Genomic DNA, 15,471 nt, shown 5'->3' with positions numbered 1-15,471 from the left:
CACCCTGAGGGAACTCGGATCTCGCATTGGGCAACGCATTCACCCGGTTTTGCTCCACATAGCGGCTTCAGGGTGCGCGGAGATGATGCGCACAGGCCTGCTCGCATGCGGAAGCACCGAAAGGATACGAGCCCGCCGCTCTGGCATGTATTTCTTTACCCTAGTGGGCAAACGCTTAGCCCAGGTATGCAGAAAAAATGCAACTTGAGTGGCTTGCAGTTCGAAATACCTTCGGTTTGAGGATCGCTGCAGGGCTATTTGCCTAAATTTATGTTTGTTATCTGATTTTTTCATCGGGCTTTTCCAGTAGATCCTCCTGGATCCCTTACTACCTAAAAAATGGCTACTCGCACGGACGATGCCCCCAAGGGCAAGTTAAATAAGCAGGGGCTGCAAGATTTGCTGCGCTTCTACCGCTATTTCAGGCCCTATCGCCTTCATTTTTCCGGGGCGCTCCTGTTGCTACTCGCCAGTGGCACGCTTACCATGCTGTTTCCGGCCGTTATACGCGACCTGCTGGACCATGCCCTGGCCGCCGCCGAGCAGGGAGACAGCAGCCCGGTGCGCCAGATAGCCTACCTGCTGGGGGGGGGCGTGCTCCTGCTGGGCCCGGTTAGTTTTCTGCGGGTTTACCTGTTCTACTACGTGGGCGAGAAGGCCATGGCAGCCCTGCGTCAAGACTTGTATGGCCACCTCATCCGCCTACCCATGTCTTTTTATGGCAAGAGCAGGGTGGGGGAGCTTAGCAGCCGGATTGGTTCAGACATCTCGCTTATCCAGGATACCTTTGTGGGCACCCTGGCCGAGCTGATCCGGGGCATCCTGGTCTTTTGCCTGGGCTTGGGGTTTATCCTGTACACCTCGGTAGAGCTCAGCCTGGTCATGCTGGGCACCATCCCCCTGGTGGTGGTGGCAGCTGCTGTATTTGGGCGCTACATCCGCCGCCTGAGCAAAGACCGGCAGGACCACCTGGCCGAGAGCAACACCGTGGTGGAAGAAACCCTGCAGGGCATACAGAGTGTGAAAAGCTATGCCAACGAGGCCTATGAGCGCCAGCGCTATGGCACGGCCATGCACCGGCTGCTAGCGGTGGCACTCAAGAGCATCCGGTACCGATCGGGCTTTGTGGGTTTCATCATCATGGCCCTCTTTGGCAGCGTTATTGGCATCCTCATTTATGGGGCCGATATGGTGGCCCGCCAGGAGCTGACGGCAGGAGAGCTGGTCAGCTTTATCATGTACACCTTCTTTGTGGCAGGCAGCATGGGTAGTTTTGGGCAGGAGTTTACCCAGCTCCAGCGTGCCATAGGGGCTACGGAGCGGGTGCGTACCATCCTGGCCGAGGCGCCGGAGCTACCCGAAGGTGCGCCAGATGCGACCCTGATCCGCCTGAATGGGGCCGTACGCTTTGAGGCGGTAGACTTTGCCTACCCAGGCGCGGAGGCTGTGCCTGTATTGCGGCAGGTGAGCTTCCGGGCCGAAGCGGGGCAGGCCATTGCCCTGGTGGGGCCCAGCGGGGCCGGAAAAAGCACGGTGGTGGCCCTACTTCAGCAGTTTTACCAGCCACAGGCCGGCCTGCTCTACTTCGACGATAAGCCTGCTGAGTACTATGGCCCCCACAGCCTGCGGCGGCAGATGGCCCTGGTACCTCAGGACGTTTTCCTCTTTGGGGGCAGCATTCGAGAGAATATTGCCTACGGGAAGCTGGATGCCAGCCAGGCCGAGATAGAGGCTGCTGCCAGGCAGGCCAATGCGCACGACTTTATCTGCGGTTTCCCCAACGGGTATGATACCCTGGTGGGCGAGCGGGGCCTGAAGCTCAGTGGTGGCCAGCGGCAGCGCATTGCCATTGCACGCGCGGTACTCAGAGATCCGCGCATCCTCATCCTGGACGAGGCCACCAGTGCGCTGGACAGCGAGAGCGAACGGCTGGTGCAAGAGGCGATCGGAAGGCTGATGCAGGGGCGCACCACCTTTATCGTAGCACACCGGCTAAGCACCATCCGCCGTGCAGATGCCATACTGGTACTACAGAAAGGCCAGATTGTGGAGCAGGGCACACACGATACTCTGATCCGGCAGCCCGATGGCCTGTATGCCTCGCTGGCACGCCTGCAGTTTGACCCAGACCGAATCGCCAATGCCTAAGCAAGCAGCACACCAGCGGGGCAACCGTCAGGCCATGCGGTGGGTGCTGGGCATCAGCATCCTGCTGTCGGTGGTCAAATTCACCGCATGGTCACTAACCGGCTCCGATGCCATCCTCTCTGATGCCCTGGAGAGCCTCATCAACGTAGCGGCTGGTTCTTTTGCCCTCTATAGCATGATCTATGCGCACAAGCCGCAAGACGAAGATCACCCCTATGGCCATGGAAAAATCGAATTCTTTGCCGTGGGCTTCGAGGGGGGGCTTATCCTGGTGGGCGGCTTCGGTATTATGATTAATGCCCTCTATGCGCTGTGGCACCCCCAGCCGCTGGAGCGGCTCAGCCTGGGTGTCTACCTAATAGCCGGTGCAGGCCTGGTGAATGCCCTGGTAGGCAGCTGGATGATCCGCCGGGGTAAGCGCCACCAGAGCCGTGTGCTGCTGGCCGATGGCAGGCACCTGCTAACTGACACTTGGACCAGCATTGGGCTGGTAGTAGGGCTTATTGCCATCCAGCTAACCGGGGCCCCCTGGCTAGACCCTGCCATAGCCCTGGTAATGGCGGGCTTCATCCTGTATACCGGCTACCGGCTGCTGCGCCAGAGTGTGCATGGCCTGATGGACGAGGCAGACCCAAAGCTGATAGCCGAGGTGGTGGCCCTGCTGGAGCGCGTGCGAAAGCCCGAATGGATCAGCATCTACAACCTGAGAATCAAAAAGATGGGAAGCTTCACACACCTGGACTGCTGTGTGGCTGTGCCCTATTACCTCACGGTAGTAGAGGCCCATGCCATACAGGACCAGCTGGAGGCCTCATTTGCCGAGATATGGGGCACGCAGTACGAAACCTTTACCCACTCAGAGCCTTGTTTCCAGCAGCTGTGTGCCTATTGCCAGGTAGTGGCCTGCCCGGGGCGCAGGGCTGCATTTCAGCAGGCACGCCCCTGTAGCGTGGAAAACGTGGGCCAGCCAGCTCCCCTGGGCATAGCAGAGCCCGCTGGGGGCTAACCTGTAGGGGCTAGCATTTGGGCATATAGTCTCCAGGCTGGGCAGCACATTATTGCAGGCAGGCCAAGTAAGGGCTGAGGGCACCGTACGTGTGGCTTAGCCGTATAGATCGGGCCTGTTTTCCACACCCCTATTACCCGGCTGGGCGAGGGGCAAGGGGATAGGCGATGCGCTCCTTTTTCTCCGAGATTGTGTATTTTGCGGTATGAAAATACTCGGCGTTATCCCCGCTCGCTATAACAGTAGCCGCTTTCCCGGTAAGCCCCTGGCCGACATAGGTGGAGGCAAGACTTTTCTGGAGCATGTGTACAAACGCTGTATCGAGTGCCGCCTGATAACCGATCTGGTGGTGGCTACGGACGATGACCGCATCTACAACACAACGATCGGCTTTGGCGGCAGGGCTGTAATGACGCAGGGTGAGTACGTGAATGGGACCGAGCGCACCTGGGCCGTGGCCCAGCTGATGCCGGACTATGATGCCTACATAAACATACAGTGCGATGCCTTTTTTATATCGGCCCAGCAGCTAAACCTGCTAGCCGCCTGCATTAGCAAGTGGCGAGACAATGTAGTGGTTACCCTCATCAAGCCGATAACCGATAACCGCGATATGCAGACGGGCAATACCGTGAAGGTGGTGCGCCAGACAAATGGTTATGCGCTGTACTTTACCCGCTCTACCGTACCCTATAACGTGCACATACCCCTGCCTGAAGACTGGATGATGCACCACACCTACTACAAGCACATTGGTGTATATGGCTTTACGCGAGAGGCCCTGCAAAAGGCGGCTACCTTTCCGCAAAGCCCACTGGAGATAGCCGAGAGCCTGGAGCAGCTGCGCTGGATGGAGAATGGCATGCGGGTGTATACGGCCATTACCCTGGAGGATGCGGTAAGTATAGACAGCCCAGAAGACCTCCGGTACGCCCTCAGCCTGCTGAAGCCTGTAGAATAAGCCCCCAGGGCGTAGGCTGTGCAAAATGGCCACACCGCTGCGGAAAATCCGTTCGAGGGTGGTGCTAGCCGCCCTCCTGTCCTACCTCCAGTACATACTGCTGTGTGGCATTGGCCTGTACCTTGGCCTGCTCGGCTACGCGCTGGCCAGATAGGTAGAGCAGGGTGCCTGTGGCATCTGTCAGTACCCACTGCCTGGCCCGTTCGGCGTGTGGTATCTTGGCATTGGTCAGGATATCACTTACCTTCTGCACAGGCCCCCCCAGCAGCTGTATGCGGTCTCCGGCCTGCCAGCAGCGCAGCTGTAGGGGCAGGGCCAGCTGCGTACCCATCCGCAAGGGGGCAGGGCCAGCTGCGGTTTTTATCAGGCTGATCTTTAATCCATTCCATACACCCTGCCAGGGCAACCCGTGCAGGGTGCAGGGGGCAGGCTGCTCGGGTGCCGTGTGCTGCCAGCATATTGCATCCCGCTCGCGTATAAACCGCCCTACCGGGGTATTGATCCCTCCCCCTTTTTGGCCCTGTAGCAGCCCCTGCACCTGGGCCAGGGGCCCGGCCTCCAGCTGGCTACGCAGCCAGTAGGCTATCAGCAGGGCATCGGTTTCGTCGTGCTGCAGGGCCAGGCTGTTTCCGCTCAGCCGTGCCTGTAGCATAGGCTCCAGCTGCTGCTGCAGGATGTCCAGCTGTGCCTGGTAGTGGCCCAGGCGCTGCTGCAGGTGGTCCAGCAGGTTGGGGTTCAGCTGTTTCAGCTGGGGTATCACCGTGTGCCTCAGGTAGTTTCGCTGGTAATGCGTATCGGCATTGCTGCTATCTTCCAGATACGCCAGGCGGTGTGTGGCCGCATAGGTGGTTATCTCGGCCCGGCTAATGGCCAGCCAGGGGCGCAATACCCGGCCCCACTGCGAGGCAATGCCTTTTAGTACCTGCCAGTCTTTGCCACGTACCAGGCTGGCAAGTATTGTCTCGGCCTGGTCGTCGGCATGCTGGGCTACCAGGATGTAGTCATAGCCTTCTTTATCAGCTAGTTCGCTTAGCCAGGCGTAGCGCAGGCGGCGTGCCACTGCCTGGGTGGAGTCTCCGGCCTTTACCCGGCCTACCTGCACCCGGTGCAGGTGGAAGGGTACCTTGCGCTCCTGGGCCAGTTGGCTTATCAGCTGCTCGTCCGCTTCGGCCTCTGCCCGCAGCCCGTGGTTCAGGTAGGCCACCGCGTGCGGATAGCCCTGCGCCCATACGGCATGCCATAGGCACATAGAGTCGATACCGGCACTAACAGCCAGCAGGGGCCGCTGTATGCCCTGGGTGTGCCAGCAGTGGCGTATGGCCTGCTGTAGCCTATCGGAGGCGGAGGCGGAGGCCAACATGCAGGGCCGTTTCGGGGCTAATGCCATTCAGGCTAGCCAGCAGGTTTGGGGTAAGGCCCTGCTGCTGGTAGCGCTGGCAGATGCGCCACAGTGTGTCTCCGGCCTGCACTACGTGCACAACCGGCAGGCTGGGTGCCACCGGGCGTACGCTGCTGGTGTTTGCGATACTGGCCGTATGTTCGGTGGTACTTACTGCGGCTTTGCTGGCCGTAGGGGCCTGTTCGGTAGTGCCCTTTGGAGATTGGCTAGCCTGGCTGGGCTGGGCAGCAGCCTGCGGCCTGTAGGTACGGCCATAGCCGCTCTGTGCTACCGGTGGCACCTGGCTACCCACCAGGGCGGTGGTTTTTACGGGTGGGGTATACAGGCTGCTGCTGGGGTTCTGGTCCGGGTTATTCGGGTTGGCATACTCCAGCTTGGGGTCTACATACACCTTTAGCCAGGCACCAGCAGCGGGCCAGTAGCCCCATATCTGGTTCCAGTCTTCCAGTGCCTCCGTCGTTACCCGATAGCGGCGCGCCACAGCAGCCATGGTCTCACCAGCCTTCAGTTCGTGGTAGATCAGGCTGCTATTGGGTGGGATGGGGGTGTATCGGTTGGGCTTCCGCTCGGCCAGGGCTGCCTTCAGGGCTTGCTCATTTACCGGGTAGGCCATGGGGTCTGTGTGGGTGCGGATCTTGTCGTAAAAGGCGATGGGGTCATCCAGCACCTTGTTTGCCACCCACTCGGGCACACGTAGCTGATAGGGTTCGCTGCTCTTGGGGATAATGCCCAGCTTTAGTTCGGGGTTCATTTCGCGCAGCTCATTGGCATTCATGCCCACAGCCTCAGCTATGCTGGCTACGGTAGTGCGTGTATTCAGGATCTTGATATAGGTATGGGGGTAGGAGATGTCCTCATACTCGGGATAGATATTGTGCTCGGTGGCGTAGTTCATTGCATAGGTGGCGGCTATGAAGAGGGGCACATAGGCAGCTGTTTCTGTAGGCAGATAGCGCTTTATTTCCCAGAAGCTGGTTTTCCCGCCACTTAGCCGGATGGCCCGGTTTACATTGCCGGGGCCGCAGTTGTAGGCCGCTATGCACAGCAGCCAGTCGCCATATATGGCGTACAGGTCTTTGAAGTGGGCTACAGCCAGCTCCGTAGCTTTGTAGGGGTCCAGGCGCTCGTCTATGTAGCTGTCCATGCGCATGTGGTACAGGCGGGCAGTGCCGTGTATAAACTGCCACAGGCCTACGGCTGCTGCCCAAGACTGGGCCTTGGGGTTCAGGGCACTCTCTATAACGGCTACGTACTTCAGCTCTACGGGCAGCCCTTCGCGCACCAGCACCTCCTCTATGTAGGGGAAAAACACGTGCTGGCGGCCCAGCAGGCGCGATACGGTGCTGCGCCGGCGCAGCATGTACACGTCTATGTACGACTGTACAATGGGGTTGTAGTCCAGGGGCACAACTGTGCACAGCTCCTTCAGGCGGTGCTCCACCACAGAGGGGTGATAGGCGGGTATCTCGCCTGCATCAAAGCCGTATCGGTTCAGTGCCTTCAGCTGCTCAGCCGTTGGGGGGGTGCGCTTGTTGCTGTAGAACTGATCTAGCAGCTGGTCTAGCCGATCTGCTGTTTTGGGTGCGTAGGCGGCCAGGTCTTCCTGCGCATAGGCAGCGGAAAAGAGGCCAGCGATGAGTAGGAGGCCACAGAGTGGCTTGGCAAAATTCTGTATCATAGTGGTATAAAGAGTGTTTCTGCCATGTGCAAAATGGTGGATTCCTGCCAGTTTCCGCCCATAAGTTGTACACCATACGGCAGGCCATTTTCGTCTGTGCCGTGTGGAACGGACACAGCCGGGTTTCCGGTCAGGTTTGCGTGTACCGTATAGATGTCTGAGAGGTATAGGCTGATGGGGTCTCGCTGGTGGCTGCTATCCAGGGCAAAAGCCGCCGTGGGGGTGGTGGGGCTTAGCAGGGCATCGTACTGTGCCAGCATGCTCTGGGTATAGTTTGCCAGCAGGCGGCGTACCTTCTGTGCTTTGGTGTAGTAGGCATCCAGGTAGCCACTGCTTAGCACAAAGGTGCCCAGCATAATTCGCCGCTGTACCTCTGGGCCAAATCCCTCACTTCGGCTCTTCAGGTACACTTCCTCCAGGCTTTTGGCATTGGGGCTACGGTAGCCGTAGCGTACGCCATCAAAGCGGGCCAGGTTGCTACTGGCCTCGGCCGTAGCCAGGATGTAGTAGGTAGGCACCACATAGTCCAAGTACGGAAAATCTACCAGGTCTACGGTGTGGCCAGCCTGGCGCAGCTGCGCTATCCGCGCTTCCATCTGGCTCTTCAGCCTGGGGTCTATGCCTTTTGAGGTTAGGGTCTCTTTGAGTACACCTATTTTGTAGGGACCTTTTTTCGCCTCGCCGGCCTGTGGCACCGGCCTGTCCGCCGAGGTGCTGTCCAGGGGGTCGGCACCGGCCATGGTTGCCAGCAAGAGGCGGGCATCGGCCACCGTTTGTGTCATGGGGCCTATCTGGTCCAGGCTGCTGCCAAATGCGATGAGGCCATAGCGGCTGATGCGCCCATAGGTGGGCTTTACGCCCACAATACCGCAGAAGGCAGCAGGCTGGCGAATAGAGCCGCCTGTATCGCTACCCAGGGCAGCGTGGCAGGTTTTTGCAGCTACGGCGGCGGCACTGCCGCCCGATGAACCGCCGGGCACCCGGGTGGGGTCTAGCGGGTTGTACACCGGCCCGTAGTAACTGCTTTCGTTGCTGCTACCCATGGCAAACTCATCGCAACCCGTAGTTCCGATCACGATGGCACCGGCATCCAGCAGCCGCTGTACGGCTGTGGCGGTGTACAGGCTGGTATAGCCTTCCAGCATTTTGCTGCTCGCGCTTACGCTGTGGTCTTTATAGGCCAGGTTGTCTTTTAGCGCCAGGATGCAGCCTGCCAGGGGCTTCAGCTGCTCCTTGGGCAGGGCATCCAGTGCCCTGGCTGCTTGCATGGCCTCATCGGCAAATACCTGTACGTAGATATTGTACTGCCGGGTGGATTCTATGGCATTCAGGCAGGCCTGAACTGCCTCCACGCAGCTTGTCTTTCCTTCCAGATACTGGCGACGAAAGTTTTCGTAACTCATCGGCAAATAATGGCGGTGGGGCAAAAGCGGCAATACAGCATGCACCCGGGGTGCACACGCGCCAGCTCCTGCTTATCCGGCCTCGGGGCCTTAGTCTTCCAGTTCTTTTTTTACCTCGGTCGATTCTTTCTTTATCTCGTCCTTTACGTTCTGCGAGGCCTTTTTGAACTCCCGCACCCCTTGGCCCATTCCTTTGGCAAACTCAGGTATTTTTCGCGCACCAAAAAGCACAAGAACAACCAGGGCGATCACAATGATCTCCTGTGCGCCAAGCCCGGCCAGTAGCAGCGGGAAGCTGAATATCGTAAAGTCCATAGAGATAAGATTATGTGCTAAGTACGGCGGCAAAGGTACTGGAAATAATGGATTAAGTAAAATGCAGGTTTCTTAATGTATGGGGATGGCATGCTATTCGGTAACAGAGATTGGAAAGGGGGTGCATTCCCTGTAGTGGTGGGTGCAGTGCTAGCACACAGGTACACGCGCCCGGCAGCGCATTGGCTTACCCTGTGGCAGGGTGCTGTGCTGCGCATAGCCCCGCCCGAAAAGGCCTGATTGCTGGTAGTAAAAAAAGTGTGTAGGCGCAAAACCTACACACTTTCAAACAGTTTTGGGCTGCTTTTGGGGGGCGGGGAGAGAGGGATTCGAACCCCCGGTACCTTTCGGTACAACTGTTTTCAAGACAGCCGCATTCGACCGCTCTGCCATCTCCCCATACCAGAAACGAACATCGTTCCGGTATTGAGCTGCGAATATAGCAGGCGGAGGATACTTTTGCAAGCTGGGGTTTATTTTCGCTGCCTCCCTCTGCGCTGTAGGGCATACCAGCTGCCCTGCGCATGTGCATTGGGGTCTTCTGGCGGGCGCATGACCAGCTGGGCGCGCTGCATACGTAGCTGCTGCTGCTCTCCGGCCAGCTCTTCAATGTTGCTATTCAGGTGGAAGCCGATCTGTAGCACAAAGCTGAGCCAGTAGAACCACACCAGCAGTACAATGACAGCACCCAGGCTACCGTATATTTTGTTGTAGTTCGAAAAGTCGCGGAAATACACATCCAGCAGCAGGATGGCACCCAACAGCAGCAGTGCGGCCACTACACTGCCCGGGCTGAAGGTGCGCCAGCGGTAGGGGAAGGTGGGGGCTATGCGGTAGATAAAGTTGAGCGTAAACAGCAATACGAAGACGATTGCCAGGCGAGAAGCCAGCACCACCCCCCAGTACTGTAGCAGGCCCAGCCAGCCGGGTGCATTGCTCAGGCGCGAAATCAGCTGCTGACCCTCCACCCACACGGCTACCCCCACCAGGCCCATAAAGAGCAGGATGAGATACAGATACAGGCCCAGCAGGGTGCCCTTTACCAGTCCTCGGTCCTTCTGGTGCAGGGGGTCCAGGGAGTTGAAAGCATTGGCCATAACCGTTACGCCCCGTATGCCCAGGAAGAGCACAAAGGCTAGCGAGAAGAGCAGCCGGCTGATGGAGCCCTGCTGCAGGGTGCGGGCAAAGGTATCGTCTATTACCTCATACGCCGGGCCGGGCAGCAGTTCGGCCAGTGCTGCCTGCAGGCTGCTGTCCAGGTTGCGAAATGGCAGATAGGGCAGCAGGCTGAAGGCAAAAATGAGCGTGGGGAAGATGCTGAGAAAAAAGGCGTAGGCCATGGCCGAGCTATTCAGCACAAAGGCACGATTGGAAATATCGAGCCACAAGAGGCGCAGGATGGCATAGAGTGGCGCCCGCCGGAAGCCGGGTAGCGCTACACCGGCCAGGGCCCGCTGTAGCCACTGGTCGGTACGGACCAGCAGCCTAAGCCAGCGAAGTTTCAGCTTTCCACGCATGGGCTACTTGTTCCAGGAAAAAGGCCGGGGGCCGGCAGGGCTTCATGGTCTCCTTGTTTACAAACACGAGCACTACATGCCCGGTTACCAGTACCTCTCCGGCTTCGTTTACAATCTCGTGCTCAAAGCGAATCTTGATACCTGGCTGCTCGCGTACATAGGTGCGTATGGTTAGTACGTCATCGTAGGTAGCGGCCTTCTTATAGTTCACCTGCAGCTCCAGCACCGGCAGCATTACGCCGTACGTGTGTTCAAAGTCGCGGTACGGGGTGCCCAGGCTACGCACCCAGTCTGTACGCGCTACCTCAAAGTATTGGGCGTAGTGCCCGTAGTACACAAAGCCCATCTGGTCGGTCTCTGCATAGCGTACCCGTAGCTTGGTTTCTGTGTAGATCATGCTACAAAGGTAGGGCTTTCCGGCCTGTGCTGTATCTTCGCACATGCTTGGCGGGCGCATTCTCTTCTGGGCCTCGGCGGTGGGGCTGTTGTCTGTATTTGCGGTCTACAAGGCCGTGTGGTACGACGATGCCTGCCACTACCTGGTGGGCCGCACCCTGGCGCTGCATGGGCAGGAGGCCTTTCCCATCCAGCCGGATCAGCTAGACCTTCACTCACTCTTCATTACCGTAGGCCCTGCGGTAAACTACCCCATGGCCCTGGCCATGCGGCTGCTAGGCCCACACATGTGGGTGGCCCGGGCCGTGGCGGTAGGTTTTTCGCTGCTCAGCTTGCTCGGCCTGCTTGCGCTAGGGCGCAGGCTGCTGCGCCCAGGCACGGGATACTGGGGGGCGCTGCTGCTGCTCACCAGCATCCAGTTTCTGGTATACGGCACGCAGTACCTGGGCGAGGGTCCGCTTATCTGCTACCTGCTGCTGGCCATGCTGGCCCTGTGCCGGCTGGCAGCAGGTGGCCGGTGGGGCTGGGCCCTGGTCTGCCTGCTAGCCTACTGGGCCGCTATCCTGAGCAAGGAGTACATAGCCCTGCCCCTGGGCCTTAGCCTGCTGGCAGGCACGGCCCTGGCCTGGTGGGCACGCCTGGCATACTGGCCCTGGCTAGTGGGCATCTGCCTACTGCTGCCGCTGGCCCCCCTGCTGTACTATGCATTGCGGTTTTCCGACTGGGCCAGCCTGGAGGCCTACTGGCAGCTAAAGGCTAACTATAGCGAGGAGTTCTGGGTATGGAACTGGCAGGCGGCCTTGCGCTTCATTGCCCTCAAGCCACTCATTTGGCTGGGCACCCTGGCCCTGCTTATCCGCGTGCGGGTGCGCCGCCGCTGGATAGACGGCTGGCTGCTGAGCCTGCAGCTCCTGCTCTTGTTCTTCTTCACAGGTTCCATTGGTTATGATCGCTTTGGCCTCCTGCTTATGCCTATTCCGGCCCTGTATCTGGGCGAATGGCTGGCTGCCATCTGGGCCCGCTACCTGGCCCGGGCCTACACGCCCTACAGGCGGCGGGTAGGGGTGGTGCTGGGGGTGGTTGTCTTCTTCCTGCTGGCACAGCGCACGCCCTTCTATCTGCCCGCCCTGTGGCAGCAGGATGCTCGGGAGCGGCAGGCCCATAGGTGCATGGCCAGCGCCCTAGGGGGGCGTCCCTACTTCACCTACGACCTGCAGCTGGTGCCTGCCCTACAGGCCACGTGGCGGCTGCCCCAGTATCCACCCAGCAGCTGGCAGCAGCAGCCGCCCCTGGTGCTGCTGCCAGGCGAGGCCCTGGCGTACGGCTTTTTTGCCGAAACGGAATACTTTATATTTAGGCCGGATACGGCACGCTACCACTGTGGCCCGTACCGTTTGTACTAGCCTTTAGCACCCGCACCTTTCGCCATGCCACAGCCCATGTATCTGGATACCGAGCAGCTGTATGCCTACTACCAGCAGCATCCCCGGCTGTGCACGGATACACGCAGGCTGCAGGTGGGCGATCTCTTCCTGGCACTCAGGGGGCCAAACTTTGATGCCAATGCCTTTGCCAGCCAGGCCCTGGCAGCCGGGGCTGCCTACGTCATTGTAGACGATCCGCTGCTGGCCACCACCGGGCAGCACCTGCTGGTGGAAGACGGGCTGCGTGCCCTGCAGGCCCTGGCGGCCCACCACCGCAGGCAGTGGGGCCGGTGGGTGATCGGCCTGACCGGTAGTAATGGCAAGACCACTACCAAAGAGCTACTGGCAAGCATCCTGGCGGAACAACTGCCCCTGCTGGCTACGCCTGGCAACTGGAACAACCACATCGGGCTGCCCCTTACGCTCCTGCAGCTGACACCAGCACACCAGCTGGCCCTGCTGGAGATGGGAGACAATAAGACCGGAGACATAGCCGAGCTGTGCCAGATAGCCGACCCAGACTGGGCGCTGATAACCAACATCGGCGAAGACCACCTGCAGGGCTACGCACAGGGTATGGCGGGCAATGCGGCTACCAAGCGCGAACTCTTTGACTACGTGGCCCAGAAAGGGGGGCGCCTGTTTATCAACCTGGACGACCCCTGGCTAGCACCAGCTGCGCGGCTGGCAGATACGACCTATGGCCAGGCCGGACAGTACCGCATAAGCCAGCTCGGCCAGGATGCAGCGGGGCAACAGCTGCTGCTGGAGTACCCCGAGGGGCAGCTACCGCTACAGACGGTGCTGCCTGGCAACCACAATGCCGAGAATGTACTGCTGGCTGCCACCGTAGCCCTGGAGCTGGGTGTGCCACCCACTGCCATACAGAGTGGCGTAGCGTGCTACCATCCCCACAACAACCGCAGCCAGTGGAAAAACCTGAAGGGCAAGCAGGTGCTGCTGGATGCCTACAATGCCAACCCGACCAGCATGCGTGCCGCACTGGATACATTCCTCACGCTGGCCCAGGGTGCCAGCCTGCTGGTACTGGGGGATATGCTGGAACTGGGCCCGGAAGAGGCGGCCGCCCATAGCCGCCTGGGGCAGTGGCTGGCTACCCGGCTGGCACAGCACCAGCACCCGGTGCAACTGCTGCTGGTAGGCCCTGCCATGGCCCAGCTGCTGCCCTACCTGCCAGGGGCAGCTGCCTACCCCGATGCCAGCGCGGCACGGCAGGCGTTCATCAATTTATGGGCGGAGGCAGAGGCTGTATTCCTGAAGGGGAGCCGAGGCCTGGCGCTGGAGCGGCTGATTGCACATGTTGATAACTAGTTTATTGTCAATAGAAAAGAACATGACAGGGTATGATAAAGTATTATAAAAAGTGCCTACCACTGCTATTTATGTGCAGCATACACAGCCTGCTTGCCCAGGTAGATACGGTGTATCTGCAGTGCGAGAATCATATTCTATCCCCCCTACAGGCCTACCGGGTGCTGGGTGGGCACGCACATACCGATACAACCAGCCCCCAGTACCTGTGGGCCTATCCCACAGCCCCCTACTTCTCTCTGGTACTGCTGAATGTGCGGGGCCGCCCTACAGCAGACACCCTGCACTACCGGGTACTGCAGCCCCCGCTACCCGTTCCCTTCATTCGGTTTCAGGCCCCGTATGGACCCGATACGGTGCAGCTGGTGCCGGGCGAGGTGCTCTTTCTGCCCACCGATAAAGGATACAACCTGGAATGGCAGCCAGACTCGGCCTTTGCCGCCCGCTGTCCCCGCGATGCGCGCTACCAAAATGGGCCGATAACCATAAGCAAGCAGGTAGCCTATGGCAACCCCATACCCGTGCAGCAGATGGGTGGAGGTATGGAGCAGTTGCCACTTAGCTACCTGCTGGCAGGCCGCGCCCCCGGCACCTATGAGCTGAAGCTTGCAGACATCTGGCGCCTGCGCTATGATGGCCAGCACATGGAACAGAATCTGGCACGGCCTTTGCTCTATACCCTGCAGCTTGCCCCCTAAACTCAAACATCCCCCCCATGCTGCGACACCTGACTATCCCCTGCCTCCTTGCCCTGCTACTGCCTGCCAGCTATGCGCAGCCCTTGTACAGAGACTGCCGGAACGAACTGAACCTTGACCACCCGGCCCCGGAGCTCCGGGCCTACCGCCTGCAGGCCCATACCGCAGATGGCCAGCTACAACCCAATCCCGCAGATGACCGAAGCTGGCAGGCTGTACCCCTAAGCAACCCCTTTCGCCTGGCTGTAACGCAGATACAAGGCGACGGAATGCAGGTACAGGATACCCTAAGCTGGCCTGTGCAGCTGCCACCCCGCCCCCGCTTCGCACTTACCGCCGGTGGCCGGCCCGTGCCCATGGAGGAGGGCAAGATGAAGGTAAACCTGCAAGACGAGTATGTGCTGTGCATACAGCCGGATGCCGACTTTGCCCAGGCTTATCCCCAAGATGCCGCCTACGGCATGGTATCGGTTACGGTAGTGGCCGTGTATAGCAAAAAGAACCAGTACGAAACTACCTGGCGCCTGCCCAGTGTGCAGCAGCTAGCCCTGCAGCAGCTGAGCCAGTACCATGACCCCACCGAGGAAAAAGCCCCCAGGTACTACGAGATACGCGTAACGGAGGTGAGCCGCACCAACTACGCCGGCCAGGTACTGAATAGCAGCCAGGGCATGCCCACCCCCCTGGTACTACAGCCCCGAGACTAGCCAGCGGTGGCCAAGGGCGAAAGGCTATACAGACATGAAGACTAGCTGTACATATAAGGATTTGTTACTGCAAAAGTGGTTTTTTGATCTTGCAAATCGGCTCGGAACATAAGGGAGAAGCCGCGCTCGTAGGCTTCGCACCCCTTTTCGAAAAGAGTGACCAGGCTGCTAAATGCCGGATGCTGCATAAGAGAAGTATAATAATCGGCCGGATTAATAATCAAGGGGTGAAAGGATCGACCTTATGTTTGTCCACGATGAAGAAATAAAATAAGACCAAATGCCGACGCCCCAGGTCATTTATTCCGTCTATTCCTTTTTAATCCCTCATAGCGCAACTCACGATAGAATAGCTCGTGGGTAATCTCTTCCATCCTGTTATCAGCGGTCAGGTAGAAGACCGTAAAATAACTCCTCTCGCTTTCTTCTTCTGCTTCTTCGATATGATACTTTACTATAAAATAAGCCTGATTTCTAAACTTTCTTT

14 protein-coding genes and 1 tRNA gene are annotated in these 15,471 nt (G+C 59.0%); 7 read left to right on the top strand and 8 right to left on the bottom strand.

Going from position 1 to position 15,471, the window contains the following annotated elements; all coding sequences use genetic code 11:
* The first annotated feature begins 339 nt into the window (after positions 1–339).
* The 3 genes from LW884_10780 to kdsB all read left to right on the top strand — a co-directional run bounded on the left by LW884_10780 (position 340) and on the right by kdsB (position 4,115).
* Positions 340–2,148, top strand: a complete 1,809-nt coding sequence (locus LW884_10780; GenBank protein ID MCE3008811.1) for an ATP-binding cassette domain-containing protein — start codon at positions 340–342, stop codon at positions 2,146–2,148.
* On the top strand, positions 2,141–3,154 hold the full coding sequence (locus LW884_10775; GenBank protein ID MCE3008810.1) for a cation diffusion facilitator family transporter: 1,014 nt from the start codon (positions 2,141–2,143) through the stop codon (positions 3,152–3,154). The genes LW884_10780 and LW884_10775 overlap by 8 nt, the downstream gene beginning before the upstream one ends.
* Before the next feature lie 205 nt (positions 3,155–3,359).
* Positions 3,360–4,115 (top strand): 3-deoxy-manno-octulosonate cytidylyltransferase, encoded by a 756-nt coding sequence (kdsB, locus tag LW884_10770; GenBank protein ID MCE3008809.1) that lies wholly within the window; start codon positions 3,360–3,362, stop codon positions 4,113–4,115.
* 64 nt (positions 4,116–4,179) lie between these two features.
* Here kdsB and tilS read toward each other — a convergent pair whose 3' ends face one another.
* The 7 genes from tilS to LW884_10735 all read right to left on the bottom strand — a co-directional run bounded on the left by tilS (position 4,180) and on the right by LW884_10735 (position 10,824).
* Positions 4,180–5,475 (bottom strand): tRNA lysidine(34) synthetase TilS, encoded by a 1,296-nt coding sequence (tilS, locus tag LW884_10765; protein MCE3008808.1) that lies wholly within the window; start codon positions 5,473–5,475, stop codon positions 4,180–4,182.
* Positions 5,447–7,192: a transglycosylase SLT domain-containing protein gene (locus LW884_10760; GenBank protein ID MCE3008807.1), complete on the bottom strand. Its 1,746-nt coding sequence runs from the start codon at positions 7,190–7,192 to the stop codon at positions 5,447–5,449. The genes tilS and LW884_10760 overlap by 29 nt, the downstream gene beginning before the upstream one ends.
* Entirely contained in the window at positions 7,189–8,595 is a 1,407-nt protein-coding gene (gatA, locus tag LW884_10755) for an Asp-tRNA(Asn)/Glu-tRNA(Gln) amidotransferase subunit GatA (protein ID MCE3008806.1), read from the bottom strand. Before gatA ends, LW884_10760 begins: the two co-directional genes overlap by 4 nt.
* Before the next feature lie 90 nt (positions 8,596–8,685).
* On the bottom strand, positions 8,686–8,910 hold the full coding sequence (locus LW884_10750; GenBank protein ID MCE3008805.1) for a twin-arginine translocase TatA/TatE family subunit: 225 nt from the start codon (positions 8,908–8,910) through the stop codon (positions 8,686–8,688).
* A 314-nt stretch (positions 8,911–9,224) separates the two neighbouring features.
* Positions 9,225–9,309 (bottom strand) — tRNA-Ser (locus LW884_10745).
* Between the two features lie 74 nt (positions 9,310–9,383).
* Positions 9,384–10,427 carry a YihY/virulence factor BrkB family protein gene (locus LW884_10740; protein ID MCE3008804.1) on the bottom strand — a complete coding sequence of 348 codons (1,044 nt, stop codon included), beginning with the start codon at positions 10,425–10,427 and terminating at the stop codon, positions 9,384–9,386.
* Positions 10,396–10,824, bottom strand: coding sequence for an acyl-CoA thioesterase (locus LW884_10735; GenBank protein MCE3008803.1), 429 nt, complete (start codon positions 10,822–10,824; stop codon positions 10,396–10,398). The genes LW884_10740 and LW884_10735 overlap by 32 nt, the downstream gene beginning before the upstream one ends.
* 43 nt (positions 10,825–10,867) lie before the next feature.
* Between LW884_10735 and LW884_10730 the strand changes: the two genes are divergently transcribed.
* The 4 genes from LW884_10730 to LW884_10715 all read left to right on the top strand — a co-directional run bounded on the left by LW884_10730 (position 10,868) and on the right by LW884_10715 (position 14,984).
* Positions 10,868–12,226 (top strand): glycosyltransferase family 39 protein, encoded by a 1,359-nt coding sequence (locus tag LW884_10730; GenBank protein ID MCE3008802.1) that lies wholly within the window; start codon positions 10,868–10,870, stop codon positions 12,224–12,226.
* Positions 12,227–12,250: 24 nt separating this feature from the next.
* On the top strand, positions 12,251–13,579 hold the full coding sequence (locus LW884_10725) for a UDP-N-acetylmuramoyl-tripeptide--D-alanyl-D-alanine ligase (protein MCE3008801.1): 1,329 nt from the start codon (positions 12,251–12,253) through the stop codon (positions 13,577–13,579).
* Positions 13,580–13,650: 71 nt separating this feature from the next.
* A complete protein-coding gene (locus LW884_10720; protein ID MCE3008800.1) occupies positions 13,651–14,277 on the top strand; it encodes a hypothetical protein in 627 nt (208 codons plus the stop codon).
* A 17-nt stretch (positions 14,278–14,294) separates the two neighbouring features.
* The gene (locus LW884_10715) at positions 14,295–14,984 is read left to right on the top strand and encodes a hypothetical protein (protein ID MCE3008799.1); all 690 of its coding nucleotides are present in this window, start codon (positions 14,295–14,297) and stop codon (positions 14,982–14,984) included.
* Positions 14,985–15,280: 296 nt separating this feature from the next.
* On the opposite strand, the gene LW884_10710 is transcribed toward LW884_10715, so the two are convergent.
* Positions 15,281–15,471 (bottom strand): hypothetical protein (locus tag LW884_10710; protein MCE3008798.1); only part of this gene is annotated, 191 nt, incomplete at its 5' end.

Source organism: Bacteroidota bacterium, from assembly GCA_021300195.1.
In the GTDB taxonomy this organism is placed as follows: domain Bacteria; phylum Bacteroidota; class Bacteroidia; order J057; family JAJTIE01; genus JAJTIE01.
The sequence above is the reverse complement of the archived record's forward strand: the minus strand, read 5'-3'. Positions and strand labels throughout refer to the sequence as shown.